This window comes from Bradyrhizobium sp. OK095, from assembly GCF_900109945.1.
Taxonomy (GTDB): Bacteria; Pseudomonadota; Alphaproteobacteria; order Rhizobiales; family Xanthobacteraceae; genus Bradyrhizobium.
Map to the genome: position 1 here is coordinate 224,623 of NZ_FOBX01000004.1, position 26,007 is coordinate 250,629.

22 protein-coding genes are annotated in these 26,007 nt (G+C 64.4%); 11 read left to right on the forward strand and 11 right to left on the reverse strand.

Translation table 11 applies throughout. From position 1 onward, the window contains the following. Positions 1 to 106: 106 nt before the first annotated feature. Entirely contained in the window at positions 107 to 808 is a 702-nt protein-coding gene (locus BMW89_RS13090) for a response regulator transcription factor (RefSeq protein WP_092026853.1), read from the reverse strand. Positions 809 to 1,046: 238 nt separating this feature from the next. Between BMW89_RS13090 and BMW89_RS13095 the strand changes: the two genes are divergently transcribed. The 3 genes from BMW89_RS13095 (at position 1,047) to BMW89_RS13105 (ending at position 6,368) form a co-directional block, all read left to right on the forward strand. Further along, complete coding sequence (locus BMW89_RS13095) at positions 1,047 to 1,781, forward strand: HugZ family pyridoxamine 5'-phosphate oxidase (RefSeq protein WP_092026855.1); 735 nt, start codon at positions 1,047 to 1,049, stop codon at positions 1,779 to 1,781. 78 nt (positions 1,782 to 1,859) lie between these two features. Next, positions 1,860 to 4,448 carry a CHAT domain-containing tetratricopeptide repeat protein gene (locus BMW89_RS13100; RefSeq protein ID WP_092026869.1) on the forward strand — a complete coding sequence of 863 codons (2,589 nt, stop codon included), beginning with the start codon at positions 1,860 to 1,862 and terminating at the stop codon, positions 4,446 to 4,448. A gap of 303 nt (positions 4,449 to 4,751) precedes the next feature. Continuing rightward, positions 4,752 to 6,368, forward strand: coding sequence for a phosphoenolpyruvate carboxykinase (locus BMW89_RS13105; protein WP_092026872.1), 1,617 nt, complete (start codon positions 4,752 to 4,754; stop codon positions 6,366 to 6,368). A 163-nt stretch (positions 6,369 to 6,531) separates the two neighbouring features. Here BMW89_RS13105 and BMW89_RS13110 read toward each other — a convergent pair whose 3' ends face one another. The 3 genes from BMW89_RS13110 to BMW89_RS13120 all read right to left on the reverse strand — a co-directional run bounded on the left by BMW89_RS13110 (position 6,532) and on the right by BMW89_RS13120 (position 10,308). Then, on the reverse strand, positions 6,532 to 7,347 hold the full coding sequence (locus BMW89_RS13110; protein WP_092026874.1) for an acyl-CoA thioesterase: 816 nt from the start codon (positions 7,345 to 7,347) through the stop codon (positions 6,532 to 6,534). 4 nt (positions 7,348 to 7,351) lie between these two features. Then, positions 7,352 to 7,693, reverse strand: a complete 342-nt coding sequence (locus BMW89_RS13115) for a hypothetical protein (RefSeq protein ID WP_092026877.1) — start codon at positions 7,691 to 7,693, stop codon at positions 7,352 to 7,354. Between the two features lie 98 nt (positions 7,694 to 7,791). Further along, positions 7,792 to 10,308: a glycogen/starch/alpha-glucan phosphorylase gene (locus tag BMW89_RS13120; RefSeq protein ID WP_177196020.1), complete on the reverse strand. Its 2,517-nt coding sequence runs from the start codon at positions 10,306 to 10,308 to the stop codon at positions 7,792 to 7,794. Positions 10,309 to 10,547: 239 nt separating this feature from the next. Between BMW89_RS13120 and BMW89_RS13125 the strand changes: the two genes are divergently transcribed. Further along, the gene (locus BMW89_RS13125) at positions 10,548 to 10,781 is read left to right on the forward strand and encodes a hypothetical protein (protein WP_177196021.1); all 234 of its coding nucleotides are present in this window, start codon (positions 10,548 to 10,550) and stop codon (positions 10,779 to 10,781) included. A 24-nt stretch (positions 10,782 to 10,805) separates the two neighbouring features. Here the strand turns inward: BMW89_RS13125 and BMW89_RS13130 are convergent, their stop codons facing one another. After that, positions 10,806 to 11,669 (reverse strand): LysR family transcriptional regulator, encoded by an 864-nt coding sequence (locus BMW89_RS13130; RefSeq protein ID WP_177196022.1) that lies wholly within the window; start codon positions 11,667 to 11,669, stop codon positions 10,806 to 10,808. A gap of 110 nt (positions 11,670 to 11,779) precedes the next feature. On the opposite strand from BMW89_RS13130, the gene BMW89_RS13135 reads away from it, so the two are divergent. Together BMW89_RS13135 and BMW89_RS13140 are read left to right on the forward strand one after the other, a co-directional pair. Then, entirely contained in the window at positions 11,780 to 12,688 is a 909-nt protein-coding gene (locus BMW89_RS13135; RefSeq protein WP_092026887.1) for a DMT family transporter, read from the forward strand. 12 nt (positions 12,689 to 12,700) lie between these two features. Further along, positions 12,701 to 13,477 carry an MBL fold metallo-hydrolase gene (locus BMW89_RS13140; protein WP_092026889.1) on the forward strand — a complete coding sequence of 259 codons (777 nt, stop codon included), beginning with the start codon at positions 12,701 to 12,703 and terminating at the stop codon, positions 13,475 to 13,477. Between the two features lie 99 nt (positions 13,478 to 13,576). Here the strand turns inward: BMW89_RS13140 and BMW89_RS13145 are convergent, their stop codons facing one another. The 3 genes from BMW89_RS13145 to BMW89_RS13155 form a co-directional block, all read right to left on the reverse strand. Beyond that, on the reverse strand, positions 13,577 to 14,347 hold the full coding sequence (locus BMW89_RS13145) for a TIGR02186 family protein (protein WP_092026892.1): 771 nt from the start codon (positions 14,345 to 14,347) through the stop codon (positions 13,577 to 13,579). Further along, the gene (locus BMW89_RS13150; RefSeq protein ID WP_092026895.1) at positions 14,344 to 15,261 is read right to left on the reverse strand and encodes a sulfite exporter TauE/SafE family protein; all 918 of its coding nucleotides are present in this window, start codon (positions 15,259 to 15,261) and stop codon (positions 14,344 to 14,346) included. The genes BMW89_RS13145 and BMW89_RS13150 overlap by 4 nt, the downstream gene beginning before the upstream one ends. A 280-nt stretch (positions 15,262 to 15,541) precedes the next feature. Next, on the reverse strand, positions 15,542 to 19,054 hold the full coding sequence (locus BMW89_RS13155) for a tetratricopeptide repeat protein (RefSeq protein WP_177196023.1): 3,513 nt from the start codon (positions 19,052 to 19,054) through the stop codon (positions 15,542 to 15,544). A gap of 274 nt (positions 19,055 to 19,328) precedes the next feature. On the opposite strand from BMW89_RS13155, the gene BMW89_RS13160 reads away from it, so the two are divergent. Continuing rightward, a complete protein-coding gene (locus tag BMW89_RS13160; RefSeq protein ID WP_092027309.1) occupies positions 19,329 to 19,505 on the forward strand; it encodes a DUF2934 domain-containing protein in 177 nt (58 codons plus the stop codon). A gap of 188 nt (positions 19,506 to 19,693) precedes the next feature. Here BMW89_RS13160 and BMW89_RS13165 read toward each other — a convergent pair whose 3' ends face one another. Both BMW89_RS13165 and BMW89_RS13170 read right to left on the reverse strand, forming a co-directional pair. Continuing rightward, a complete protein-coding gene (locus BMW89_RS13165) occupies positions 19,694 to 20,071 on the reverse strand; it encodes a hypothetical protein (RefSeq protein ID WP_244547583.1) in 378 nt (125 codons plus the stop codon). 133 nt (positions 20,072 to 20,204) lie between these two features. Further along, entirely contained in the window at positions 20,205 to 20,573 is a 369-nt protein-coding gene (locus tag BMW89_RS13170) for a hypothetical protein (protein ID WP_092027311.1), read from the reverse strand. A gap of 161 nt (positions 20,574 to 20,734) precedes the next feature. Here BMW89_RS13170 and BMW89_RS13175 point away from each other — a divergent pair, with 161 nt between their 5' ends. Further along, on the forward strand, positions 20,735 to 21,664 hold the full coding sequence (locus BMW89_RS13175) for a helix-turn-helix domain-containing protein (RefSeq protein ID WP_177196024.1): 930 nt from the start codon (positions 20,735 to 20,737) through the stop codon (positions 21,662 to 21,664). A gap of 34 nt (positions 21,665 to 21,698) precedes the next feature. On the opposite strand, the gene BMW89_RS13180 is transcribed toward BMW89_RS13175, so the two are convergent. Beyond that, positions 21,699 to 22,301 carry a PadR family transcriptional regulator gene (locus BMW89_RS13180; RefSeq protein ID WP_092026902.1) on the reverse strand — a complete coding sequence of 201 codons (603 nt, stop codon included), beginning with the start codon at positions 22,299 to 22,301 and terminating at the stop codon, positions 21,699 to 21,701. A gap of 207 nt (positions 22,302 to 22,508) precedes the next feature. Here BMW89_RS13180 and BMW89_RS13185 point away from each other — a divergent pair, with 207 nt between their 5' ends. The 3 genes from BMW89_RS13185 to BMW89_RS13195 all read left to right on the forward strand — a co-directional run bounded on the left by BMW89_RS13185 (position 22,509) and on the right by BMW89_RS13195 (position 26,002). Beyond that, on the forward strand, positions 22,509 to 22,892 hold the full coding sequence (locus BMW89_RS13185) for a nuclear transport factor 2 family protein (RefSeq protein ID WP_092026904.1): 384 nt from the start codon (positions 22,509 to 22,511) through the stop codon (positions 22,890 to 22,892). 39 nt (positions 22,893 to 22,931) lie between these two features. Next, positions 22,932 to 24,722, forward strand: coding sequence for an acyl-CoA dehydrogenase C-terminal domain-containing protein (locus BMW89_RS13190; RefSeq protein WP_092026906.1), 1,791 nt, complete (start codon positions 22,932 to 22,934; stop codon positions 24,720 to 24,722). A gap of 71 nt (positions 24,723 to 24,793) precedes the next feature. Next, a complete protein-coding gene (locus BMW89_RS13195) occupies positions 24,794 to 26,002 on the forward strand; it encodes an acetyl-CoA C-acetyltransferase (protein ID WP_092026908.1) in 1,209 nt (402 codons plus the stop codon). Positions 26,003 to 26,007 lie beyond the last annotated feature (5 nt).

A 26,007-nucleotide genomic window follows, 5' to 3' on the forward strand; every position in this document is an offset into this window, starting at 1 on the left:
CGCGTTAGGACAGCTGGTGCAACGGTCCCCGCATCCTAGAGCCATCCCGGTCCCGATGGAATCAGAACCGGCGCAGCACTCTGCTTTTGTGAAGACGCCTTGCGCCTCAGGCTTCCTTGAAGCGGTAGCCGACGCCGTAGAGCGTCTCGATCATCTCGAAATCGTTGTCCGTCACCTTGAACTTCTTGCGCAGCCGCTTGATGTGGCTGTCGATGGTGCGGTCGTCGACATAGACCTGGTCGTCATAGGCGGCGTCCATCAGCGCGTTGCGGCTCTTCACCACGCCCGGACGGGTCGCAAGCGCCTGGAGGATCAGGAATTCGGTGACGGTCAGCGTGACAGGCTCGTTCTTCCAGGTGCAGGTATGGCGTTCCGGATCCATGCGCAAAAGGCCGCGGTCGAGCGCCTTGGCGTCGTTCTCCTTCGGCGTGACGGTCGGGTCCTTCGGCGCCGAGCGGCGCAGCACGGCCTTGACGCGCTCGACCAGCAGGCGCTGCGAGAACGGTTTGCGGATGAAATCGTCGGCGCCCATCTTGAGGCCGAACAGCTCGTCGATCTCTTCGTCCTTGGAGGTCAGGAAGATTACCGGCAGGTCGGACTTCTGCCTGAGACGGCGCAGCGTCTCCATGCCGTCCATGCGCGGCATCTTGATGTCGAGGATGGCGAGGTCGGGCTGGGTGGTGCGGAAACCGTCAAGCGCGGAGGCGCCGTCGGTGTAGGTCATGATGCGGTAGCCTTCGGCTTCCAGCGCGATCGAGACGGATGTGAGAATGTTGCGGTCGTCGTCGACCAAAGCGATTGTGGGCATGAGCCTGCTTTCTGCTTTCCGTTTGGATCGTGGCTTAAACGGCGAGCAATCCAGTGGTGCGCCGCATACATGGGTGCCGAATTTGGCGTTCGAACCTTGTCACCGAGCAATGCAAGCTGGGCTGAAGTGTGACCAAGTTCCACGAAAGGCGGCAGATTCGCCGCATCTCGACCCATAACCAGACCCCCATTTACCCGAAATAAGGCCCCCCTTGCAACCACCTGAACCGAGAAAGCCGATGCAACCGACCCCCGATTTCGATCCCGGAAAGCTCGCCAAATCGCTGCTGCGGCGGTCGCGGCAGGGCGCTCTCGCAACATTGATGGTGGGGTCCGGCGATCCCTATTGTTCCCTGGTCAATCTGGCCAGCCACCCGGACGGCTCGCCCGTCCTGCTGATCTCTGGCCTGGCCGTGCACACCAGGAACATCCTGGCGGATGGGCGGGTCTCCCTGTTGCTGGATGAACGTGCCGCCGGCGATCCGCTGGAAGGCGCCCGGATCATGCTGTCCGGCCGGGCGGAACAGGCCGACGCCGAGAAGGATCTGCTTCAACGGAGGTATCTCAATGCCCATCCATCGGCGGAGGCCTTTGTTTCATTTAAGGATTTTTCGTTCTTCCGGATCCGGCCGACGGGAACCCATCTGGTCGCCGGTTTCGGCCGCATCGTCGACCTCAAGCCCGAGCAGTTCCTGACGGACCTTGCCGGCGCGGAGGATTTGCTGGCGGCTGAGGAGGGGGCTGTGGAGCACATGAATGCCGACCATCGCGATGCCATGGGCCTCTATGCAACAAAGCTCCTCGGCGCGGCCGCGGGCGACTGGCGCTGCACCGGCTGCGACCCCGAGGGTCTCGACATGCAGGACGGCCAGAGCGCCCTGCGGCTGGACTTTCCGGAGCGGGTGACCGACGGCACGGCGCTGCGCAAGATGCTGGTCCGCCTCGTGGGCGAGGCGCGCGCGAAGGCGGACTAAAGCGCGACAATTTGAACGCCGCTCCCGGTCGCTGCGACCCAACACCGTAATGGTTCGAGGTCGGCAGCGAGAGGGTTCATGACACGCCGTCGCTTGATGCTGGTCGCGGGTTTGGCGCTCGTGATCGCCGGATCGCTCACCACGCCGGTCCTCGCCCAGAAAGGTCTTGCCGCGGAGAGCGCGCGGATCAACGCGCTCATGAGCGCCGGCAAGTATTCGGAAGCGCTGCCGCTCGCGCAAGGCATGGTCGCGAGTCTGGAGAAGGACAACGGTCGCGAACTCGCCGCCGCGCTCAACAATCTCGGTCAGGTCTATGCCGGCCAGGGCCGCGACGATCTGGCCGAGCCGCTCTACAAGCGCGCCATCGCGCTGCTGGAGAAATCACTCGGTCTGGAAACGCCGCTGATTTCGGCCGAACTGACCAATCTCGCCGCGCTCTATCAGCGGCAAGGCCGCCTCATTGAAGCCGAGCCGCTGTTCAAGCGTGCGCTGTCCGTGAGCGAGAAGGGCCTGTCGCGCGAGCATCCCGATGTCGGCCGGGCCCTCAACAATCTCGCCACGCTTTATGTGAAGCAGGAACGGCAGGCCGACGCCGAACCGCTGTTCCAGCGCGCGCTTGCGATTTACCAGAAGGCCGGCGGCCCCGAGCATCCAGCCGTCGCCACAGTCCTCAACAACATCGGCCAGGTCGACCGCGACCTCAACCGCGATGCGGACGCCGAGGCGCCGATCAAGCGCTCGCTCGCGATCCGCGAAAAGGTGCTGGGGCCGGATCATCCCGATGTCGCGCGCTCGCTGAACAATCTCGCCGGGCTCTACGAGCACCAGCAGCGCTATGCCGATGCCGAGCCGCTCTATCGTCGTGCGCTTGCCATCCGTGAGCGTGCACTCGGGCCGGATCATCCTGACGTGCTGACCTCGACCGGCAATCTCGCCTATTTCCTCTATGTTTCCGGGCGCACCGCAGATGCGCTGCCGCTGGCGGAACGGACGCTTCGCGGCGATCGCGCGCAGCTGCGTGTGGTGCTGCCGATTTTGTTTGCCGCGCGGCAGCAGCATCTTCTCCCCGACGACAAGGCACTCGATGAAGCGCTGGCCGCGATCCAGCGCGGCACGCAATCCTCCGCCGCGTCCGCCGTGAACAAGCTCGCGGTGCGGCTTGCCGCCGGCAGCGACCGGCTCGCCGAGCTCGTGCGCAAGGACCAGGATCTTGCCGCCGAGACTGATGCGCTCGACAAGGCAATCATCACGGCGGTGTCGAAGCAGGCCGCGCAACGCGACGTCGCGGCCGAGCAGCGCAGCCGCGCGCGGATCGCAGCGATCGCGAGCGAGCGCGCCGGCTTGCAGAAGACGCTCGCCGTCGAGTTTCCCGACTATGCCTCGCTCTCCAACCCGCTGCCGCTCGCGGTGAAGGACATCCAGCCGCTGTTGTCGGCCGACGAAGCGATGGCGATCTATTCCGTCGTCGACAAGCGGAGCTATGTCATCGCCATCACGCGCGACGGCGTCGACTGGAAGGAGATCCCCCTCGGCGCGGACGCGTTGACGCAGAAGGTGACGGCGTTTCGCAAAGGGCTCGATGTCGGTAAGGCGCGCGATGCCTCCGGCAAATCGGGATTGTTCGACCTCGCGCTCGCCAACGAGCTCTATGTCGCGCTGCTCGGCCCGGTCGAGGCGCTGACAAAGGACAAGCGCAGCCTTTTGGTGGTGCCGTCGGCCGCGCTGACCGCATTGCCGTTTCATCTGCTCGTCACGGAGACGCCGCAAGCTGCGATCCCGGACAAGCTCGAAGGCTATCGCAGCGCGGCCTGGTTGCTCCGGCGTCAGGCCGTCTCGGTGCTGCCGTCGGTGATCAGCCTGAAATCGCTGCGTGCCTTTGCGCGCAGGGATCAAGGCGTCAAGCCGATGACCGGCTTTGGCGATCCCGTCTTCAACCCTGCGGCCGAAGGGCCTGCCGATCGTCGTGCCGCGGGCGGCAAGGTCGCCGCGCGCAGCGTCGCGACGATTGCCTATACCGACTTCTGGCGCGGTGCCGGCGTCGATCGCGCGCAGCTTGCCAAAGCGCTGCCGCAATTGCCTGACACCGCCGACGAGCTGAACGCGGTGGCCAAGGATGTCGGTGCGGGCGAGGCCGACATCCATCTCGGCCGCGATGCCAGCGAAACGACGCTCAAGCGTGCAGCGCTTGCTCAATACAGTATCATTTACTTTGCCACCCACGGCCTCGTTGCGGGCGACGTCAAGGGACTGGGCGAGCCCTCGCTTGCGCTCTCCATTCCCGATCAGCCCACGGAGCTTGACGATGGCCTGCTGACTGCAAGCGAAGTCGCCCAGCTCAAGCTCAATGCGGATTGGGTTGTGCTGTCCGCCTGCAACACCATCGCCGGTGACAAGCCCGGGGCCGAGGCGCTGTCGGGGCTGGCGCGCGCGTTCTTCTATGCCGGCGCCCGTGCGCTGCTGGTCTCGCATTGGGCGGTGGATTCGGAAGCTGCCACCCGCTTGACCATTTCGACTTTCGCTTTGCTCAAAAACGAACCAGGAATCGGTCGTGCCGAAGCGTTGCGCCGCGCAATGTTAGCCTACATCGATGACACCTCGTCGCCGCGCAACGCCTACCCTGCGATGTGGGGGCCGTTCGCGCTCATTGGCGAAGGCGAGGTACGATGAGCCGCCCCAGGGCAGAGATTGTGCGTCGCAATAGCCGTGGGAGCAATAACATCGGGAAACGCGGAATCATGCATTTGGTTGCGCGACCATCCCCGATTTTTTGATGCGCCTGCTCAGAGCTGACATGCGCGACGTTTGGCGCGGTCCTTGAATAAACCAAATCCTGCGGGATCAGCTTGGCAACGCCAGCGTTCACCGATATTAGGTCGTCCAACCGAGGCCGGATGGCCTGTTATTCACGGTGACCGCGATGGTGCCAAAGCTTGGTCGCGCTGAGTGTCGCGGGTTCTAGGAGGATTTTTCGTGCAAGAGACGGGCGTGCGCAACGGTGCCTTCGGCGCCGACAAATTCGGCTTAAAAAATCTCAAGCAGGTTCACTGGAACCTGGGTGCGCCGCAACTGTATCAATATTCGCTCGCCGCGGGCGAGGCGGTGCTGTCCGCCGACGGCGCGCTCTGCGCCGACACCGGCGAGTTCACCGGCCGCAGCCCGAAGGACAAGTTCACGGTGCGTGACGCCACCACCGACAAGAAGATGTGGTGGGCCGGCAACCAGTCGATCACTGCCGAGCAGTTCGAGACGCTCTATCAGGACTTCCTCAAGCACGCCGAAGGCAAATCGCTGTTCGCGCAGGACCTCTATGGCGGCGCCGATCCGGCCTACCGGATCAAGACCCGCGTCTTCACCGAGCTTGCCTGGCACTCGCTGTTCATCCGCACGCTGTTGATCCGCCCCGAGGCGGTCGAGCTGTCGAGCTTCACGCCGGAGCTCACCATCATCGACATGCCGAGCTTCCGCGCCGATCCGAAGCGCCATGGCTGCAAGTCGGAGAACGTCGTCGCGATCGACTTCGCCCGCAAGATCGTGCTGATCGGCGGCTCCTATTATGCCGGCGAGATGAAGAAGTCGGTCTTCACCACGCTGAACTATTACCTGCCCGAGCGCGGCGTGATGCCGATGCACTGCTCGGCCAATGTCGGCGCCAAGGGCGATGCCGCGGTCTTCTTCGGGCTGTCCGGCACCGGCAAGACCACGCTGTCGGCCGATCCGAACCGTACGCTGATCGGTGACGACGAGCACGGCTGGGGCCCGAACGGCATCTTCAATTTCGAAGGCGGCTGTTATGCCAAGTGCATCAAGCTGTCGCAGGAAGCCGAGCCCGAGATTTACGCGGCGTCGACGCGCTTCGGCGCGGTGCTCGAGAACTGCGTGCTCGACGAAGACACCCGCGTGGTGGATTTCGACGACGGCTCCAAGACCGAGAACACGCGCTCTGCGTACCCGCTCGACTTCATCCCGAATGCTTCGCGCACCGGCCGCGCGCCGCAGCCGAAGAACGTGGTGATGCTCGCCGCCGACGCCTTCGGCGTGCTGCCGCCGATCGCAAAGCTCTCGCCGGCGCAGGCGATGTATCACTTCCTGTCCGGCTACACCGCCAAGGTTGCCGGCACCGAGCGCGGTCTCGGCAACGAGCCGCAGCCGGAATTCTCGACCTGCTTCGGCTCGCCGTTCCTGCCGCTCGATCCATCCGTCTACGGCAACATGCTGCGTGACCTGATCGCCCAGCACAATGTCGATTGCTGGCTGGTCAACACCGGCTGGACCGGCGGCAAGTACGGCACGGGCTCGCGCATGCCGATCAAGGTGACGCGCGCGCTGCTCACCGCCGCGCTCGACGGTTCGCTTCGCAACGTCGAATTCCGCACCGACAAGTATTTCGGCTTCGCGGTCCCGACCGCGCTGCCCGGCGTGCCGGCCGAGATCCTCAACCCGGTCAACACCTGGAAGGACAAGGACGAGTTCGACAAGACCGCGCGCGCGCTGGTTGGCATGTTCCAGAAGAACTTTGCCAAGTTCGAAGCCCAGGTCGACGCAGAGGTGCGCGCTGCCGCGCCGGACGTGAAGCTCGCGGCGGAGTAATTTCTCGCTCTGTCTTCAATACAAAAGGGCGGCTGCAGGGCCGCCCTTTTTGTTTCTCGCGAGCTCTCTCCGTTCGTCATTGCGAGCGCAGCGAAGCAATCCAGAATCCCTCCGTGGAAACAGTCTGGATTGCTTCGCTTCGCTCGCAATGACGTGGCGGCAGCTACGCCTTGAAATACGCAATCTGCGTGCTGGTCGCGAGCAGTCTCCCGTTCGGCGACCACAGCTCGGCGTTCTGGTCGGCGTAGCTCTTGTGCATGATCTTCGAATCGGCGGTCGCCAGCACGCGCGTGATGTCCTCGGCCGCGAGCTCGTCGCTGTCGGTGTGAAAATACGTCGTCAGCGACACCGTGCCGAACGGCACCAGCTCGCGCCGGGCGTGGAAGATGCGGCCGAAGAAGGCGTCCGACATCGACATCAGCGACAGCATGTCGAGCTTGCGCGGCTCACGATCGCCGATCCAGATTTTCGAATAGGTGCTGGCGAGCTCGGCCTGCGGGGGGCCGATGCGCATCTCGCCCTCGACGAAGCGGAATTCATATTGGTTGGCCCAGACCGCCGAGATCTTTGGGAACGGCAGCGTCGCTTCGAACGGCTTTGCGCCAGGATATTGCGCCACCCTGTGCTCCCAGGACGGCCGGCGCTCGGCGAACACGGCGGTGGCGAGCGTAGCGACCTCGCCGCCGGCTTGCGACAGTTCGACGCTCCAGTGCTGGCTGGAGCGGTTAGCCTTCACCAGCCGCACATCCAGGTCAAACGGGCCCTTGGCGATCGGCGCGCAGTAATTGACGGTGAGGGCCAGTGGTTCACCGGCGCGCTGCGGATGCTCGATCAGCGCACGCAGGATGGTTGCAGCGGTGATGCCGCCGAACGGGCCGACAAAGGCCCAGTAGTCGTCACTGGTGTGCCCCTGCCAACTGCTGTCACCGGCGGTGATGCGGGTGGCGTCGTCAAAGGGGTGCGGGAGCTTGGCGTGCATGGAATTAGACCTCTACTGCGCTTCCATCCCAGCGGCGAAACTCCATCGTCTCGTCACTGGCGCCATATCGCCGCCAGCCCGAAACATCGTCGGCCGGGTCATCTGTGACCCAGACATCCGTGACCGAGCCCCCTATGCGCCTCATTGCGATGATGCTCTTGCTGCTGGTCAGGTCGGCGACGAAGTCGTCGATGGCAGCTTCCTCGTCCCTTCCCGAAAGACTGGCCAGGATGCTGCCGTGCGTATGCCAGGGGAATCCATCAAAACCCAGCGTCCAGTCACCGTCAGGACAGATGACAAGCAATCGAAGCTGACCATCCGGGCTGATGTATTCGCCGACGGGCATGATCGACTCCGGCTTGAGTGAATTCAAACCGTCATATGATGGCTATCCTGCCAAATCAATGACCTCGCAGGTAACGCCGATTTCACGCTGCGGAAAAATCAGCCGGCTGCGTCGCGCAGATTCGGCAGCAGCGGCGTGGTCGGGTTGACCGGCACGTTCCAGATCTCCTCGGCGTATTCGCGGATGGTGCGGTCGGAGGAGAACCACGCCATGCGCGCGACGTTGAGGATGGAGGCGCGCGTCCAGGCCGGCGCCACTTGCCAGCGCGCATCGACACTGCGCTGCGCCTCGTAATAGGAATCGAAATCGGCGCTGACCATGTAATGGTCGAGATAGCGCAGTGCGTGCGCGATGGATTCGAAGCGGCCGGGATCGCCGGGCGAGAACTCGCCGCCGCCGATCGCATTGATGGCGCGCTGGAGCTTCGGCGAATTGCGGATCACGTCGGAGGCGTCAAGGCCCTGCTTGCGCCGGATCATCACGTCGCCGGCTTCCATGCCGAAGATCGCGATGTTCTCGTTGCCGACATGGTCGCGGATCTCGATATTGGCGCCGTCGAGCGTGCCGATGGTGAGGGCGCCGTTCAGCGACAGCTTCATGTTGCCGGTGCCGGAGGCCTCCATGCCGGCGGTCGAGATCTGCTCGGATAGATCGGCCGCGGGAATGATGATCTCGGCGAGGCTGACATTGTAGTCCGGCAGGAACACCACCTTCAGCTTGCCGCCGATCGCGGGATCGTTGTTGACGACCTCCGCGACGTCGTTGATCAGCTTGATGATCAGTTTTGCGTATTTGTAGCTCGCCGCCGCCTTGCCGGCGAAGATCTTGACCCGCGGCACCCAATTGCCGTTGGGATCGTCCTTGATCGCCTGGTACAGCGCGACCGTCTCAATGACGTTGAGCAGCTGGCGCTTGTATTCGTGGATGCGCTTGATCTGCACGTCGAACAACGCGGTCGGGTCGACCTTGATGCCGAGCCGTTCGCCGATCAGGCGTGCCAGCGCGGTCTTGTTGTGAAGCTTGACGCTGCGGAATTTCTTCTGGAATTCGACGTCGCTGGCGCGCGCCTCGATCAGCGAGAGCTGGGTGGGATCGTCGAGCACGGCATCACCGCAGACCTCGCGCAACAAATCGGTCAGCTTCGGGTTCGCCAGCATCAGCCAGCGGCGGAAGGTGATGCCGTTGGTCTTGTTGGTGATGCGGCCGGGATAGAGATGGTTGAGATCGTGGAACACGGTCTCGCGCATCAAATCCGAATGCATCGCCGAGACGCCGTTGATGCGGTGCGAGCCGACGAAGGCGAGCTGGCCCATCCGCACGCGGCGGCCGCTCCTCTCATCGATCAGCGAGACCGAGGCGCGGAAGTCGATGTCGCCGGGGGCGCGCGCTTCGGCGAGCGCCAGATGCTGCACGTTGATGCGGTAGATGATCTCGAGATGGCGCGGCAGCAGGCGCTCGAACAGTTCGACCGGCCAGGTCTCCAGCGCTTCCGGCAGCAGCGTGTGGTTGGTGTAGGAGAGGGTGGCGACCGTGATCTTCCAGGCCTCGTCCCAGCGGAAATTGTGGTCGTCAATCAGGATCCGCATCAACTCGGTGACGGCGAGGCTCGGATGGGTGTCGTTGAGCTGCACCGCGACCTTGGACGACAGGCTGCGGAGCTGTCCGTCGGACGCGAGATGCCGCTTGATGAGATCCTGAAGCGAGGCCGAGACGAAGAAATACTCCTGGCGCAGGCGCAGTTCGCGCCCCGCGGGGCTTTCATCGTTCGGATAGAGGAATTTGCAGATCGCTTCCGCGCGCGACTGCTCGGAGCTGGCGCTGACATAGTCGCCCTTGTTGAAGGCATCGAGCTTCAACGGATCGGGCGAGCGCGCCGACCAAAGCCGGAGCGCATTGACGTGCTGGCCGCGCCAGCCGACGATCGGCGTGTCATAAGCGAGCGCCTGCACGGTCTCGGCCGGATGCCAGATCGCGCGGTCGCGGCCCTTGTCGTCGACATGCTCGACGCCGCCGCCGAAATTGATGTCGTAGATCACTTCCGGCCGCTGCAATTCCCAGGGGTTGCCGAAGCCAAGCCATTCGTCCGGATATTCCTGCTGCCAGCCCTGATTGATGATCTGGCGGAACAGGCCGTAATCGTAGCGGATGCCGTAGCCGATCGCGGGGATCGACAGCGTCGCCATGCTCTCCATGAAGCAGGCCGCGAGGCGGCCGAGGCCGCCATTGCCGAGCGCCGCATCCGGCTCGCATTTGCGCAGCTCGGGCAGCGACACGCCGAGATCGCCGAGCGCGACCTCGAAGATTTTCAGCAGCCCCATGTTGTTCAGCGCGTCGGAGAAAAGACGGCCGATCAAAAATTCGAGCGAGAGATAATAGACGCGCTTGCGCCCAGCGTCGTAGCTGTGCTTCTCGGCCGTGAGCCAGCGATGCACGATGCGGTCGCGCAGCGCCAGCGCCGCGGCCTGGTACCAGTCGTGCTTGGTCGCCATGCCCGCGTCCTTGCCGATGGCAAGGCGCAGCTTCGCCAGGATCGCGCCCTTGATCTCAGCCAGCGCGAGTTCGTCGATAGGCTGGCTCGGGGCGGGCAAATTTGGCTGGAACGATTGATCTTGCAAGGCCGTCACTTCCTGGTCGCGAGAACACCACTAAACTTACGCGTCTTGTAACTCCAAGCGTCTTGTAACTCTAAGCGTTTTGCCCCAGTCCCGGAACCATCGCTGGCGCGGCCGTGCACTGCGCTGGCGTAAAATTATGCAAGGAACGGGCCGGTTTGGGAACCCGGAGGAGCACGGGGAATCCTGAATTCGGTGCTAGATTGAGCGCAGATTCAGCCATCAGTATGGAGGAGCGCCCCATGAGACTGCTGATCGAAATCGTCGCCGCAGCCCTGCTCGTCATCTGCATCGCCACCTCGAGCGCGGCTTTTGCTGCGGGCAAGATGGGCCGCAGCGCCGACGGCCTCAGCTGCGGCTTTTCGGTCCCGCAAAATGCGTCGCCCGCCGCCCGTTGCGCCGCCATCAAGCGCCAATGCGGCGGCAAGTTCTACGCAAATGCGTGCGGGGACAGGCTGGTGTCGGCGGCGAATTGAGGCGCCGCCGTGCGGTTCGTAAGTTCAAGCCGCCTTCGCCTGCACCGCATCGCAAAACTCGGCGAGACGATCGGCAAGCCGCAGCGTTGCCGGGCTCGCATCCGGCGCGGCCATCAACGCGACCTCGGTCCTGTTGATCGGCGCAAAGCCGTCCTTCGCGGTCAGCACGCGGTGATCGGACTGGATCGACATTTCCGATAAAATGCTCAGTCCCATGCCGGCGGCGACCGCGGCCTGGATGCCGGCAAGACTCGATGACGTATAGGACATGTGCCAGATGCGCCCCGCGCTTTCGAGCGCATGGATGGCCCCGGCGCGATACAGGCAGCCGAGCGGAAAGCCGATCAGCGGCACCGACGCTGCGCCCGCATCGATCGGATGGCTCTTGCTGGTGACCCAGTGCACCCGCTCCGGCCACACCGCGATCGCGCCCTTCTCGCCGGCCTCGCGCTTGTAGAGTGCCATGTCGAGCTCGCCGCGGTCGAGATCGCGGGCGAGGTTCTTGCTCTGGTCGGCGCGCACATCGAGCCGCAGGCCCGGATGCGAGCGCGAGAACGCGCCGAGCAGTTTCGCCAGCCGGTAGGCGGCGAAATCTTCGGGGATGCCGAGCCGGATCGCGCCTTCGCTGTCGGGCTCGCGCAGCACGTCGCGTGCTTCTTCCGCAAGCGACAGCAGCCGCCGCGCATAGGACAGCAGCCGCTCGCCGGCCTCGGTGGGGCGCACGTCCTTGCCGTCCCGGTGCAGCAGCACCTGGCCGACATCCTCCTCCAGCCGCTTGATCTGCTGGCTCACGGTCGATTGCGTGCGGTGGACCCGCTCGCCGGCGCGGGTGAAGCCGCCGGCTTCGACCACCGAGACGAAGCTGCGCAGAAGCTCGAGATCGAGCATATCCACCTCCATTCGAAAATCCACTGAATGGCAGTTAATCATTTAATTTCCAAATGGCAAGCCGGCGCCCTAGATCGGAGGCCAGACAAAAAACATCCGAGAATGCCCCCATGTCGCTCGCCACCTCGCTCCCCGCAGCCCCCAGCCGCTTCAACACGCTGCCGTTCGCCATCGGTTTGTTTTGCCTGCTCTGGAGCTATGCCTTCGTCGCCGGCAAGATCGGCGTCACCCATTGCCCGCCGCTGATCCTGCTCGCCGCGCGTTTCTCGCTCGCCGGCATTTTGATCCTGGGGGCCACGATGGTTCGTGGTGACTGGTCGCTGTCGTGGCGCGATGCCGCGATCTTTGCCGTGCTCGGCATCGCCAACAACGCGCTCTATCTCGGGCTCGGCTATACCGGCCTGCAATCCGTCTCCGCCGGCCTCGGCGGCCTGATCGTCTCCGCCAATCCGGTATTCACCGCGGCGCTAGCCGCGCTGCTGCTCGGCGAGGGCATGACCTGGCGCAAGGCAAGCGGCCTCCTGCTCGGCATTGTCGGCGTGACGGCCATCGTCTGGCATCGCCTGGCGGTCGGCACCGACTCGTTTCACGGCATCGTCTTCACCCTGGCCTCGCTCGCTTCCATCGTCGCCGGCACCATCCTGTTCAAGCTGCTTGCGCCGAAGGGAAGCCTGTGGATCGGCAACGGCGTGCAGAATCTCGTGGCCGGCATCGTGCTGACGCCGGTCGCGCTCACCTTTGCCGATTTTCACGCGATCGATGTCACGCCGGGCCTGATCGGCGCCTTTGCGTTTCTCGTGCTCGGCGGCTCGATCCTCGCCTACTGGCTCTGGTTTCATCTCCTGAAAGTGTGTGGCGCGACCGCTGCCAGTGCCTATCATTTCCTGATGCCGCCGCTCGGCATGCTGTTCGCCTACATCGTGCTCGGCGAGCATGTCGAGGCGCGTGATCTGCTCGGCATCATCCCGGTCGCGCTCGGCATCTATCTCGTGACGCGGCCCGCCAAATCGGTCTCTTAAGAGGAGTTCATCATGCCCATTTCCATCACCCTGATCGGCGGCCCCACTGCGCTGATCGAGATCGACGGCTTTCGCCTGCTCACCGATCCGACCTTCGACGACGCGCACACCGCCTATCAGCTCCCGCATGTGACGCTGGAGAAGACGATCGGACCGGCGATGAAGGCCGACGCGATTGGCCCGGTCGATGCCGTGCTGCTCAGCCACGACCAGCATTCGGACAATCTCGACAATGCGGGCCGCGAATTCCTGAAGCACGCCAAGCGCGTGCTGACGACCGAGGCGGGCGCAAAACGCCTTGGCGGGCATGCCGAGGGTCTCGCGCCCTGGGCGGTCTCGCATCTGAAAGACCGTGACGGCAATTCGCTGACGATCACGGCAACGCCGGCGCGCCACGGCCCGGCCGGCATCGAGCCGCTGTCGGGCGACGTCATCGGCTTCGTGGTGTCCTCGAGCCGCAAGGACACCACCTCGGTCTATATCAGCGGCGACACCACCTGGTTCGACGGCGTCGCCGAGGTCGCGCGGCGCTTCAAATGCGGCGTGGTGCTGCCCTTCGCCGGCGCGGCGCAAACGCGCGGGCCGTTCCATCTCACCATGGACACCAACGACGCCATCGAGACCGCGCGCGCCTTTCCCGATGCGGTGATCGTGCCTGTTCATACCGAAGGCTGGGCGCATTTCCGCCAGAACAGCGAGGATCTGCGCAAGACGTTTGATGTGCTGGGTTTTGGGACAAGGTTGCGGCTGCTGGAGCCGGGCGTGCCGACGGTGGTGGAGGCGCCGTGATCGCACCACACCCGTCATTGCGAGCGTAGCGAAGCAATCCAGAGTCTTTCCGCAGAGGCAGTCTGGATTGCTTCGCTGCGCTCGCAATGACGGAGGAGGTCAGTCCTTCCGAAACACAATCGACGCCATCCATCCCGTCATCAGGGCCATCGCCGCCGTGACGAGGCCGTAGATCAGCCCGTTCTGCCGCGCGGTCGTTGCGACGAACTGCTCGAAGCCGACCTTGACGATCTCGAAGGCGGTCTCGGTCTTGCCGATGAACGCGCCGTTGGCAAACAGCTTGATCTCGACCTCATAAGTGCCGATCGGCACCTCCGCCGGCAGCGGAATGCCGGTGCGGAACAGTGTCGGCGTCAGGAACGTTACCGCGCTCGCATCCTCGCGATAGAGCCCGCGCTGGGTGCGCAAGCGAATGAACGCGGACCGAAAAGCGTCGTTCGGCACCACGTCGGCATAGTCGCCGCTGACCCGCTGGGTCAGGAGCACGTTGTTCAGCCCGATCTGCTGCCGCCGCGCGATCTCTGGCGAGGTGATGATTTCGAAGGAGCGGTTCGCGAACAGCGCCAGATAGCTCGGCACCTGCAAAAATTGTCGGTAGTCGGTGTTGATCCAGATCCCGAAGGTGCGCTCCTTGCGCCGCGTCACCATGTCGGCGCGCGGGCCCATCACGGTGACGACGAGATCGTAGGCGGTGCGGTCGGCAGGCGTCGTGGCGTCCTTCTCGACCGAGCCGAACAGCACCAGCTCCTCGCCCGAATAATTCGGCGTCACCGTGACACGGTGGTTGGAGACCGACACGATCAGCCGCTCGGCGTGCGCGACTGAGCCGAGCAGCAGAACAAGCAGGGCTGCGAGAGCTGCGCGTTTCATCCGCTCACCCCGAGCTCACGGATGGTGAAGAGATCCTCGGGCCGGATCACCAGCTCGACCGCGAAGCGGACGCCGACCGAGAGGATCAGCAAGCCCAGCAGCAACCGCAGCTGCTCGCCGCGGATCTTCTGGCCGGCACGGGCGCCGAACTGCGCGCCGGTGACGCCGCCGACCATCAGGATCAGCGCCAGCACGGCATCGACGAGATGATTGGTGACCGCATGCAGCATGGTCGCGAACAGCATGGTGACCAGCGTCAGGACCATCGAGGTCCCGATCACTGTCGATGTCGGCACTCGCAAGACATAGATCATGATCGGCACCAGGATGAAGCCGCCGCCGATGCCCATGACGGCGCCGATGAAGCCGATCACGATGCCGACGACCACGATCGGAATCACCGAGAGATAGATTTTCGAGCGCTTGAACCGCATCTTCAGCGGCAGGCCGTGGATCCAGTTGTGGGTGCGGCGCGGCGGCACGGTGCCGCGGCGGGTCCGCATCAGGGCGCGCAGGCCCTCGGAGAACATCAGGCTGCCGACGGTGGTGAGCAGCACGACGTAGGACAGCGCGATCATCAGATCGAGCTGGCCGAGCGCGCGAAGCTGCGTGAAGGTCCACACGCCGAGCGCAGTCCCGGTCACGCCGCCGCAGAGCAGGACGCCTGCCAGCGCCGGATCGATCGCGCGCCGCCGCCAATAGGTGAGCGCGCCGGAAAACGAGGAGGCCGCGATGTGGCTCGCAACGGAAGCGACCGCGGCCGCCGGCGTGATGCCGATGAAGATCAGCAGCGGCGTCATTAGAAAACCGCCGCCGATCCCGAACATGCCGGACACGAAGCCGACCGCCGCGCCCATCGCCAGCACCAGGAAAACATTGACCGGAAGATCGGCGATCGGGAGATAAAGCTGCATTGAACCACGCACCGGCGAGATGGATCGATTGCGCGGAATGCTCGCGGGAAGGACGGAACGATTGCCGCGTCCCTCAATAGCGGAAATCAGAGCGGTGCGGATCAGGAAATTTGGGCGTGGTGAATGGGAGTGTCGTCGGCCCCGACGCTCTCACTCCTCACCCTGAGGAGCCTGCGCAGCAGGCGTCTCGAAGGGCGAGGCCCGGATCGAGAGGCGGGCCTGCATGGTTCGAGACGCGCGCAAGAGCGCGCTCCTCACCATGAGGGGAGAGAGATGGGGCTCAACGCACCGCCGAAGCCGACTTCTTGGTCGCGACGGGCTTCGGCGCGGGCTTCGCGTTTGCCTGCGGCGCGCTGTCCCAGCCGCCGTTCGGGGCCGCAACATTGACGGCGTCGTCGGGCTGCGGTTCGGCGCTGAAGGTCTGGATCGCGAGCTTGGCGGCCGCGAGCGATTGCGGGTCGAGGCGCTTCGCCACATCGTCGCGCTTGGTCGCGGCGTCCGCGTCGCCCTGTGCGGCTGCGAGGGTGAACCATTTGTAGGATTCGGCGAGGTTCTGCTCGACGCCGATGCCGCGGGCATAGAGGATGCCGAGGTTGAACTGGCTGTCGGCGACGCCGCGATCGGCGGCTTTGCGGAACCACTGCGCCGCGCTCTTGTAATTGGCGCCACGTCCGCCGCCGTCGGCATCGAGCACCGCGAGATTGTGCATGGCCTTGGCGTTGCCGCGCTCGGCGGCCTGGGTGTAGTAGCGGCGGGCGATGTCGGCGTCCTTCTTCACGCCGAGGCCCTTTTCGTAGAGCGTGCCAAGGCGGAAGGTCGCGGGCACTACGCCGGCCTGCGCCGCGCGGTCATACCATTTCGCGGCTTCGTCGTAATTCGCAGCGACGCCCTTGCCTTCGGCAAAGCGCACGCCGACTTCATAGGCCGCGGTCGCGTCGCCCTTCATCGCGGCGGTGCGCAAGCCGGGGCCGCCGATACCGTCGGGCAGCCTCTCGCTCGGCGGCACCTGGATCATGCTGAGCCTGGCGCGGCTGGCGCCCGACAGCGCGCCGGTGACGTCGCTGGACGCAGGCGACGGCGCGACTGGGGCCGGCGGAATTTCAACCGAAGCCGAGCTGCCGGCGTTGGCGGGCAGGGCCGGCGCGGCATTGTTCTGCGACTGCTTGCCGATCGGCGTCGGCGAAGTCATCGATGGCGTGATCTGCTCGGGGGTCGCAGGCCTGGTCTCGACCGGCGGAGGAGCCTGCGGTGCGGGTGCCGGCGCGGAATTCTCCATGGCCTGCGGTGACGGCGGTGGGCTGCCGCCATCGAGCAGGTTCATCGCCATCTTGAAGGTGCCGAGCACGATCACGACCACGCTCGCGCCGACCAGCAGCGAGCGGATTTTTGAGGTGATGGTCGAGGCGCCTTCCTGGCCCTTGTCCTTGGCACGGGCGATGGCGGCCTTGGCGCCACGGGTGGGCTTTTCCGGCGGCTGCGCGGCCGCAGCCTGCGCGGCGCGGCGCGCGGCGGCGATGAAGCTCGACGACGACACCGGCTCCTTCGGCGCGGCGGGGATTTCGCTGATCGCACTCTCGGACGCGGCAATGCGCTCCGATGGCGTGGCAACGCGGCCGCCCGGCCGTGTGCCCGGCTCGAGCGGATGATCCGGCGGCAATTCCGGCGCGATCGCAGCACGCGCGGGCGCCGTGTGCGGCTCCAGGATTTCGCTGATCGCACGCGGCGGCAAGGGGGGTGTGAGTTGCTGCGCCATCGGCACTGGCGGCGGCGGTGCGGCCGATGCGGCGGCAGCGTGGAATTCGCGCGGCGCAGCGACGAATGCGGACTGCGCGTGTTGTGCAGCTGCCGGGTTGGGAAGCTCCGGCTTCGGATCGTAGTTCGGCTGCTGGTGATGCTGCTGCTGTGGCCGCGGCTCACGCGCCATCGGCGCGGGCTCCATCGGGGCGGCCATCGGCATCGTCATGGGCATCGGCGCAGGGGCCGGCGGCGTGCTGCGCACCGCGCGCAGATCGCCCTCGATCATCGACAGGCGATCGACGACATGGCCGAGCGCGCTGTGGACGGCGTCGAGCGAGTCCTGGGTGCTGCGGTTGGTCTCGGCGTGGCTAAAGCGGATGTCGGAGAGCTCGCGCTTGACGAGATCGGCCATGCCGGAATCGGCGGGCGGCGCTGAACTGCGGCTCTCGGCGAGTGCCGAATAGGTCGCCTGCTGCCGTTCCAGGTGCCTGAGGATGTCGTGTAACCCGTCCTCGACGCGGCTCAAATTGCCGTTGCGCGGATCGGAGGCGGCCTCGATCCGCTCCAGCAGATACGAGACCCGCTGTTCGAGATGCGCGAAGGTCGAGGCGGAATCGTTGCCCACCTGCATGCGGTCGAAACGGTCCGACAGCGCGCGGATCGCGGCTTCCAGATGTTCGCTGCTCTCGGTAGGCTGCGGCCGTTCGCGCGTTTCCAGCGCGGCGGTGAGCGCTGCGATGCGCTGCTCCAGCACCGCAAAGCTGTCGCCGGGGCCTGTCGAACGGGTGACCTGGTCGACCTTGGATGACAACAGCTGCACGTCGTCCGAAAGCCGTGCCAGCGCTTCGTTGGAGGCGACGTTGGAGACGATGCCGCGTAGCGCGGCGATCGCGCCTTCGAGCTGGCGCACCGTCGATGGATCGTCATTGGCGCGCAGGATCAGATCGAGCTTGGCGCCGAGATTGCGGATCGCCTCGTCATAGCCGGTGAGCTGCTCGGCCGGCGTCAGCGTGCGCAGCACCTGCTTGATGTCGGACAGCGCGTGCTCAATGCCGGACAGGACCTGACCGTCTGTGCCGGACGAGCGCGTCTCGTCGATGCGACGGTGCAGCGAGCGGATTTCGTTCTCGATCGATTCGATCGCACGGCGCGGCATCGCCTCGATGATGGCGTTGCGGATCTCGGCGAGCTCGGAACGGAAGCCGTTGATCGCCTGCTCGGTATTGTCAGGACGCTGGAGCGATTCGATCTGGCTCGTGATCTTGAGCAGATGGCGCTCGAGCGACGAGAAATCCGGCCCTGCTTGCGGAGGTGGCGGAGCATAGGCCGGTGCGGGCGGCGCCATCGGTGGCGCGTAAGGAGCGGGCCAGGGAGCAGCACTGGGCGCAATCGAGGGCGCAGCGCGCGGCGGCATCTGGCGCGGCGCGAAGCCGTCGAGCTCGCTCTGGCGCGCCGTGATCTCGGCAACGGCCACATCGAACGACGCGGGGCTCAAGGGAGGCGAGCTGCGATAGACCTGGGCTGCCGCGCGCTCGACCGCATCGGCCTGGCGCTGGCGCGTTTCAACGGGGGCCGGTGCCTGCCGCGGAGCCTGAGGCTGTTGCTGCGGCTTTGAAATTTGCGACAGGCGCGCGTCGAGCCGCGAGATCGCGTCGTTGAGCTGGCGCGCAACGCCCTGCTCGCGCGAGACGTCCGGTCGCGAAGCGTCCTGTCGTGAACCTTCCTGTCGTGAACCGTCCTGGCGCGGCGCGGGCTTTGAAATCCGTTCGATCTGCTGGGTGATCGCGTCGAGCCGCTGATGGATGTCGGCGACTTCGCGACTCTCCTGGCTCGGTGCTTGGCCCGGCATTTGCTGCGAACGCGGATCGGGACGCTGGTCCTGACGTGGATCTTGTCGCTGGTCGTAAGGTCCGCGAAAGTTTGGCGGGGCAGTCTCGCCGAGCGTGGAGTTGAGCCAATCGTTGAGTGACATGCCGGCGCGACGCGCAGCAGCTTCGGCCCGCTCCCTGACGGATGGATCGATACTGTCAACACTCCACGATACGCGCGAATTCATGACTCTGTCCGGTTCCGACTCCGGCGCCCCACCCGGCGCCTCCAGTCTCCCCACGCGTGCCGGTTGCAAGACAATCGGATTTGGCGCGGGTCGTCTGCCTCGAAAACCGACTTTTTCCTGTTACGGTAAATAACGGGTTAAGGAATGGGGGGCCGGTGTCTTAAAGTTGGGCGACCTCTGCCTGCCAGCCCGTCGGATACGATCGGAATCTCGCCTGCCAGGAACTCTGTGCGTGCTGGCAGCTTGGAACTGCGGCAACGAAGGATGGCTCAGGATGGCAGGTCTGACCGAGGAAGATGTTCGCAAGCGCGCCTATGAGATCTGGACACGTGCCGGTGAGCCCAGCGGGAAAATGGACACCTTCTGGTACGAAGCCGAAAAGCAGCTTCTGGCCGAGCGGTCAGCGCAAGGCGAGGTGCCGCCCGGGATGACCGACAATTTGCCGGTCTAGGGCGTGTATTCATGACGGTCGCTCACAAACGCGAGGCGGACGTCACCCGCTTTCGTGGATGCGACGGTCTTGACGACCGGCGCGCTCGTCACCTGGGTCGTCCCCACCGGATCCGCGAAAGCTCCTCGTGAAGCATTTTCGTGAACCGTCTATGAGTTCCTTTATTGGCGTCCCGTCGCAACATACGGCTACCGCGGCTCTACGGCGATGCGATAGGTCTGATGGCAGGCGACACAGTTGCGCATGGTATCGGCGAGCGTCTTGCTGATTGTCGCCGCGGGTGCATGGGCCTGGGCCTGATCGGCAACGGCATCGAATCCGTTTCGCACGGAGAGGAACATTGCCTTCCACGCATCGCTTTCCTTGGCCGCCAACGAGGGCGGCCGCGCCAGCGTGATATTGGCTTTTCGGCCGCGCGCGGCGGCTTCGCGCGCGACCAGATTCAAATCGCCGGTTCCGAGCCCTTCCTCGATTTCCGTGATCGAACTCAGAAGCAGCCGCATTTGATCGAGGACGAAGGCTTGCTCGGCCTCCGTCCGGAAAGCCTGCTCGCGCTGATCGACCATGTCATCCGCGCGACCGAAAGATGCGAGTGCGCCGAGGAGCAGGCAAGGAACGGCAAATGCCAAAGCCACGGAATGGCGCATCGTATCGTCTCCGGATGGTAAAGCAGTCGGTCGCTTGATTTCTTTGCGCTGCCTATTTGCGCTCGATTAGAAGGCCGTGGCAGTCCGCGTCCGTGACATTTTCGGCTGCATGCGAGGTCGTCATCGGACCGGTGCGGGCCTCGCCGGCTTTGGCCTTCAACTCACGTGTCGTGCCGTCGGAATTATGGACCTTCACCGTACAGTCATCGAGCGCGTAAGTAACAAAGGCAAGCGGGTGGGAATGCTGCTTGTCGGTCACGCCCTTCTTCCAAGTGGCTGAAATCACACGGAAGTTCTGATCTTCAAAGATGACCTTGTAGACGGTTGGGTCGGCCTCATAGGAGGGCGGCGCACTTTGCGCTGCCGCCGCACCAACCGAGACAAGGAACGCGCTCAGGCCAAGCAATACATATCGAGCCATGATCAACTCCAATGAAAATAATGTCAGAAATGCAAAGCGTCCCGCCACGGTGGGTCGCTCGACAAGACTATTCGCAGCTGTCCTCCCGTGGTCGGAAAACATTGCGCACATCAGAACTCGCGGATAGCGTTTCGACGGGGAATGGCAGCCTGGGGCAAACTGTGGAAAGAGACGAACTTGAGCGCCTCGTCGGCGGTCGATTGCGGCATAGCTTCGAGGAAATCTTGAACCATGCGTTGCTGCCGCAGGCTCGGCGGGCGTATCTGCACAGCTTTCTCAACGTCTACGAGGGCGATCCCTTTTTGGTCCGCCTTCTTTTGCAGGCCGGGCGCTTCCTGGTCTTTCACTGCGCCATGGTTCTGGAATCCTCCCATGACCTCACGCGACGCGAGACCTGGTTCACGGTCGCGGCGTTGAAGCAACAGTTGGCGATGTTCGGTTATGCCAGCGCGAGACAGGTGGATCATCTGCTGGCGCGTCTGCAGGAGGTCGGCTTCATCGAACAGCGCCGCGCGCCAAGCGACGGGCGCGTGCGGCTGCTCGCTACGACGGACAAGCTTCGTTCGCATCACACAGATTGGCTGGCGGCGCATTATGTGCCGCTTGCGACGCTCTATCCCGCGCATGATTATACGCCAGTGCTGACAGGCGACCGCGCTTTCCATGCACTCCATTGCAGTGCTTGCCTGCCGTTTACACCCCTAAGCGCGCGGATGATGGTGACGCTGCCCGATACGATGCTGTTCTTCAGCCATGCCGCCGGGCCACTGATCCAGAATGCGGTCCTGAAGGCGGCGATGGATGCCGGGGACCTGACCGCGGTGGTGCCGTATCTCGACGCTGCCGATCGCTTCGGCGTTTCGCGAACGCATGTCCGCAACTTGATGGAGACGGCTCAATCGGCGGGGCTGGTCGAAATCGTCGGTCGCGGCGGGCGCGGCATCGTGATCCTGCCTCGCTTCTGGTCAAGCTTCGACCGCGGGCTTGCCGTGGGCATGTATCTGCACGACGCCGTCAACTGCGTGGTCATGGCGCAGTGGACCAAGCAGAAGGCTGGGGTTGTGGCACACGAAGTGATGGCGGCAGGCTGAGGCGCTTCTTTGGAAGCCGGCTGCGCGAGCAGGCTCAGCCCTTCCCTTCGCGCTTGCTGTCCTCCAGCGGCACCACCGTCCCCATTCCCTTGTCCTTGCTGCTCATCGCCGACAGCGCCTCGAGTGCCTCCTCGCAAAAATCCGCCACCAGCTGCTCGTGGCGGGCGCCGAGCTGGAGCAGCAGCAGATTACCGAGGTCGAGCACGCCGGACGCCGTCCCTTCCGGAAAACGCTTCTTCAGGATGCGCTCGTAATTGGTGTGGCGGTCGCGGTGGTGCTCCAGCCGGGCCATCAGATCGGTGCGCATGGGCTCGATGTCGATGCTGTCGAGCGCATGCAGGCGGACCAGGAGGTCGTCCTTGATCGAGGGGGGTGTGCTTGGCCGCGCGGCCCAGTGCCGCAGCGCTGTTCGCCCTTCCGGAGTGAGCGTATAGATGAGTTTATTGGGTTTGCCTGATTGCACGACCTCGCGGCCCTGGATGTAGCCGCGGTCGCGCAGCTTGGAGAGCTCGCGGTAGATCTGCTGGTGGTCGGCCTTCCAGAAGAAGCCGATCGAGGAGTCGAACGTCTTGGCGAGCTCGTAGCCCGTCATCGGACGTTCCGTCAGGCATGCGAGGATTGCGTCGCCCAGCGCCATGACACCAGCTCCCTATTAGAAGTCTCGACCAATTGACTTGACTTTATGCGCATTGGTGCATATGCGTCAATGTGCATATGAGGTGACTTGAGATCGGGCCAAAGACCCGACCTGAAAACCTAGCGGAATCAACCTTCGCGCTACTGTGCATGGGGTTGTTTTCGCTTTTTTTGCCAAGGCCTTTGATCCACGGGAGGCACCCAGACAATGACCGGCCTCGATTCCTGGTACGGCTACATGAAGTCCCATGACAGCAAAGCGCTCTGGGACTTGCTGCATCCTGACGCCGTCTTTGAAAGCCCCGTCGTGCATTCGCCGCAGCGTGGCCGCGACATCACCTTCAAATATCTCGCCAGCGCCGAGAAGGTGCTCGGCGGTCCCGGCTTCACCTATGTCGGCGAATGGAAAAGCGCTGACGGAGCCGTGCTCGAATTCAAGAATGTCATCGACGGCATCGAGATCAACGGTGTCGACATCATCACCTTCGACGCCGAGGGACGGATCACCCATTTCAAGGTGATGGTGCGTCCACTCAAGGGGATCAACATGCTGCATCGCCTGATGGCGGAGCAGTTGGCCGCTCAATCGTAGAGAAATTCTTTCAATCAAAGCCCACGCCGGGAGACCACCATGCCGATCTATAAAGCACCCGTCGAAGACGTGAACTTCCTGCTCAACGACGTCTTCCAGATCGATCGCTACGACAATCTCGCCGGCTTCTCCGACGCGTCGAGCGACGTGCGCGAGGCGATCCTGGGCGAGGCCGCCAAGCTCGCGGAAGAAGTGCTCCAGCCGCTCAATCGTGTGGGCGATCTCGAAGGCTGCAAGCGTGCCGATGACGGCAGCGTCACCACGCCGAAGGGGTTCAAGGACGCGTTCAAGCAGGTCGCCGAGGGCGGTTGGCTTGGCCTGTCGGCGCCGACCGAGTTCGGCGGGCAGGGCCTTCCGGTGACGCTCTCCCAGGCGGTCAACGAATTCCAGATCTCCGCCAACATGGCGTTCTCGATGTATGGCGGCCTCACCATGGGCGCGACCGCGGCGCTGATCGTCCATGGCACGCCGGAGCAGAAGCAGACCTACGTACCGAAGATGGTGGCGGGCGAATGGACCGGCACCATGAACCTGACCGAGCCGCAATGCGGCACCGATCTCGGCATGCTCCGCACCAAGGCCGTCCGCCAACCCGACGGCAGCTTTGAGATCACCGGCACCAAGATATTCATCTCGGCCGGCGAGCATGACCTTGCCCCCAACATTATCCACCTCGTGCTCGCCCGCATCGAGGGCGCGCCCGCCGGCATCAAGGGCGTGTCGCTGTTCGTGGTGCCGAAATTCATGGTCAACGCCGACGGTTCGGTCGGGCAGCGCAACGGCGTGGTCTGCGGCTCGATCGAGCACAAGATGGGCATCCACGGCAATTCGACCTGCGTGATGAACTATGACAGCGCCACCGGCTGGCTGATCGGCGAAGAGAACAAGGGCATGCAGGGCATGTTCGTGATGATGAACGAGGCCCGCCTCGGCGTCGCTGTGCAGGGTCTCGCGCAGTCCGAGGTTGCCTATCAGAACGCGGTCGCCTACGCGCGCGACCGTATCCAGGGCCGTTCGCTCACCGGCGTGAAGGCGCCGGACAAGCAAGCCGACCCGATCATCGTGCATCCGGACGTCCGCCGCACGCTGCTCTCGATCCGCGCCTTCAACGAGGCCGCGCGCGCCTTCGTGATGTGGACTGCGCTGAAGAGTGACGTCGCTCACCGCTCGGAGGATCCCAAGGACCGCCAGGCCGCCGACGATCACATGGGCCTGATGACGCCGGTGCTGAAGGGCTTCCTCACCGAATACGGCTTCGCCAACGCGGTGCAGGCGCAGCAGATGTATGGCGGCCACGGCTACATCGCCGAGCAGGGCATGGAGCAGTTCGTGCGCGATGCGCGTATTGCGATGATCTATGAAGGCGCCAACGGCATCCAGGCGCTCGACCTCGTCGGCCGCAAGCTGCCGCGCGACGGCGGCCGCGCCATCATGGCGTTCTTCGGCGAGGTCGGCGCGTTCGCCAAGGAGAATGGCGGCGACGAGGCGATGAAGCCGTTCGTCACCCCGCTCTCGACCGCGCTCGGCCATCTCCAGCAGGCCACGACGTGGCTGATGCAGAACGCAATGATGAAGCCGGACAATGCGGGCGCCGCCGCAACCGATTTCATGCATCTCTTCGGCTTTGTCGCGCTCGGCTACATGTGGGCGAAGATGGCGAAGGTGACGCAAGGGAAGATTGTCGAGAGCGGGGCGACGCCCTATCTCTCGACAAAACTCGTCACCGGTCGCTTCTTCATGGAGCGGATGCTGCCGGAAACCGCGGCCAATCTCGCGCGCATCCAGGCCGGCTCCGCCACCATCATGGAACTGCCGGCGGAAGCGTTCTGAAAATTCACGCGCGGCCAATGATTCCGGCCGCGCGACGGTCATGACAAAATAACTGCAATCAGGAGGCTCCCATGGCAGATGCCTATATCTACGATCACGTCCGCACCCCCCGCGGCCGCGGCAAGGCCGACGGCGCGCTGCACGAAGTGACGGCGCTGGCGCTCGCCACCGTGCCGCTGAAGGCGCTCAAGGATCGCAACAACCTTCCCGAAGATTCCGTCGACGACGTCATTCTCGGCGTGGTCGATCCCGTCGGCGAAGCCGGCAGCGACATCGCGCGCTTCGCCGCGCTGAAGGCGGGTCTCGGCGAAGCCGTCCCCGGCGTGCAGATCAGCCGCTTCTGCGCCTCCGGCCTCGACGCCGTGAATTTTGCTGCAGCGCAGATCATGAGCGGACAGCACGAGCTGGTGATCGGCGGCGGCGCGGAATCGATGAGCCGCGTCGGCATCGGCGCCTCCGGCGGTGCCTGGCCGATGGACCCCTCGATGGCGGTGCCCTCCTATTTCATGCCGCAGGGCGTCTCGGCCGATCTGATCGCCACCAAATACGGCTTCTCGCGTGACGATGTCGATGCCTACGCCGTGCAGAGCCAGCAGCGTGCGGCGAAGTCCTGGGAAGAAGGCCGCTTCAACAAGTCAGTGGTGCCGGTGAAGGACATCAACGGCCTCACCATCCTTGCCAAGGACGAGCACATGCGTCCGTCGACGACGATGCAGTCGCTGGCGCAGCTGCAGCCGGCGTTCACGATGATGGCGCAGATGGGCGGCTTTGACGGCGTCGCGGTGCAGTCGCACCCGGAGATCGAGCGCGTCAATTACGTGCACCATGCCGGCAACTCCTCGGGCATCGTCGACGGCGCCGGCGCCGTGCTGCTCGGCAGCAAGGAGGCCGCCAGCAAGTACGGCCTGAAACCGCGTGCCAAGATCCGCGCCTTTGCGAATATCGGCTCGGAGCCGGCGATGATGCTGACCGGCCCGGTCGACGTCACCGAAAAGCTGTTCGCGCGCTCCGGCATGAAAAAGTCGGACATCGATCTGTTCGAGCTCAACGAAGCCTTCGCCTCCGTCGTGCTGCGTTACATCCAGGCCTTCGACATCGACAACGCCAAGATCAACGTCAACGGCGGCGCGATCGCGCTCGGCCATCCGCTCGGCGCCACCGGCGCGATGATTTTGGGCACCGTGCTCGACGAGCTCGAGCGCACCAACAAGTCCACCGCCCTGGTGACGCTGTGCATCGGCGGCGGCATGGGTACCGCGACCATCATCGAACGCGTCTAAGGGTA

What these genes read in the sequence shown, in the direction of transcription:
- BMW89_RS13090 (WP_092026853.1), bottom strand. Translation starts at nt 808, where the DNA reads ATGCCCACAATCGCTTTGGTCGACGACGACCGCAACATTCTCACATCC.
- BMW89_RS13095 (WP_092026855.1), top strand. Translation starts at nt 1,047, where the DNA reads ATGCAACCGACCCCCGATTTCGATCCCGGAAAGCTCGCCAAATCGCTG.
- BMW89_RS13100 (WP_092026869.1), top strand. Translation starts at nt 1,860, where the DNA reads ATGACACGCCGTCGCTTGATGCTGGTCGCGGGTTTGGCGCTCGTGATC.
- BMW89_RS13110 (WP_092026874.1), bottom strand. Translation starts at nt 7,347, where the DNA reads ATGCACGCCAAGCTCCCGCACCCCTTTGACGACGCCACCCGCATCACC.
- BMW89_RS13115 (WP_092026877.1), bottom strand. Translation starts at nt 7,693, where the DNA reads ATGCCCGTCGGCGAATACATCAGCCCGGATGGTCAGCTTCGATTGCTT.
- BMW89_RS13125 (WP_177196021.1), top strand. Translation starts at nt 10,548, where the DNA reads ATGAGACTGCTGATCGAAATCGTCGCCGCAGCCCTGCTCGTCATCTGC.
- BMW89_RS13130 (WP_177196022.1), bottom strand. Translation starts at nt 11,669, where the DNA reads ATGCTCGATCTCGAGCTTCTGCGCAGCTTCGTCTCGGTGGTCGAAGCC.
- BMW89_RS13135 (WP_092026887.1), top strand. Translation starts at nt 11,780, where the DNA reads ATGTCGCTCGCCACCTCGCTCCCCGCAGCCCCCAGCCGCTTCAACACG.
- BMW89_RS13140 (WP_092026889.1), top strand. Translation starts at nt 12,701, where the DNA reads ATGCCCATTTCCATCACCCTGATCGGCGGCCCCACTGCGCTGATCGAG.
- BMW89_RS13145 (WP_092026892.1), bottom strand. Translation starts at nt 14,347, where the DNA reads ATGAAACGCGCAGCTCTCGCAGCCCTGCTTGTTCTGCTGCTCGGCTCA.
- BMW89_RS13150 (WP_092026895.1), bottom strand. Translation starts at nt 15,261, where the DNA reads ATGCAGCTTTATCTCCCGATCGCCGATCTTCCGGTCAATGTTTTCCTG.
- BMW89_RS13155 (WP_177196023.1), bottom strand. Translation starts at nt 19,054, where the DNA reads ATGAATTCGCGCGTATCGTGGAGTGTTGACAGTATCGATCCATCCGTC.
- BMW89_RS13160 (WP_092027309.1), top strand. Translation starts at nt 19,329, where the DNA reads ATGGCAGGTCTGACCGAGGAAGATGTTCGCAAGCGCGCCTATGAGATC.
- BMW89_RS13165 (WP_244547583.1), bottom strand. Translation starts at nt 20,071, where the DNA reads ATGGTCGATCAGCGCGAGCAGGCTTTCCGGACGGAGGCCGAGCAAGCC.
- BMW89_RS13170 (WP_092027311.1), bottom strand. Translation starts at nt 20,573, where the DNA reads ATGGCTCGATATGTATTGCTTGGCCTGAGCGCGTTCCTTGTCTCGGTT.
- BMW89_RS13180 (WP_092026902.1), bottom strand. Translation starts at nt 22,301, where the DNA reads ATGGCGCTGGGCGACGCAATCCTCGCATGCCTGACGGAACGTCCGATG.
- BMW89_RS13185 (WP_092026904.1), top strand. Translation starts at nt 22,509, where the DNA reads ATGACCGGCCTCGATTCCTGGTACGGCTACATGAAGTCCCATGACAGC.
- BMW89_RS13190 (WP_092026906.1), top strand. Translation starts at nt 22,932, where the DNA reads ATGCCGATCTATAAAGCACCCGTCGAAGACGTGAACTTCCTGCTCAAC.
- BMW89_RS13195 (WP_092026908.1), top strand. Translation starts at nt 24,794, where the DNA reads ATGGCAGATGCCTATATCTACGATCACGTCCGCACCCCCCGCGGCCGC.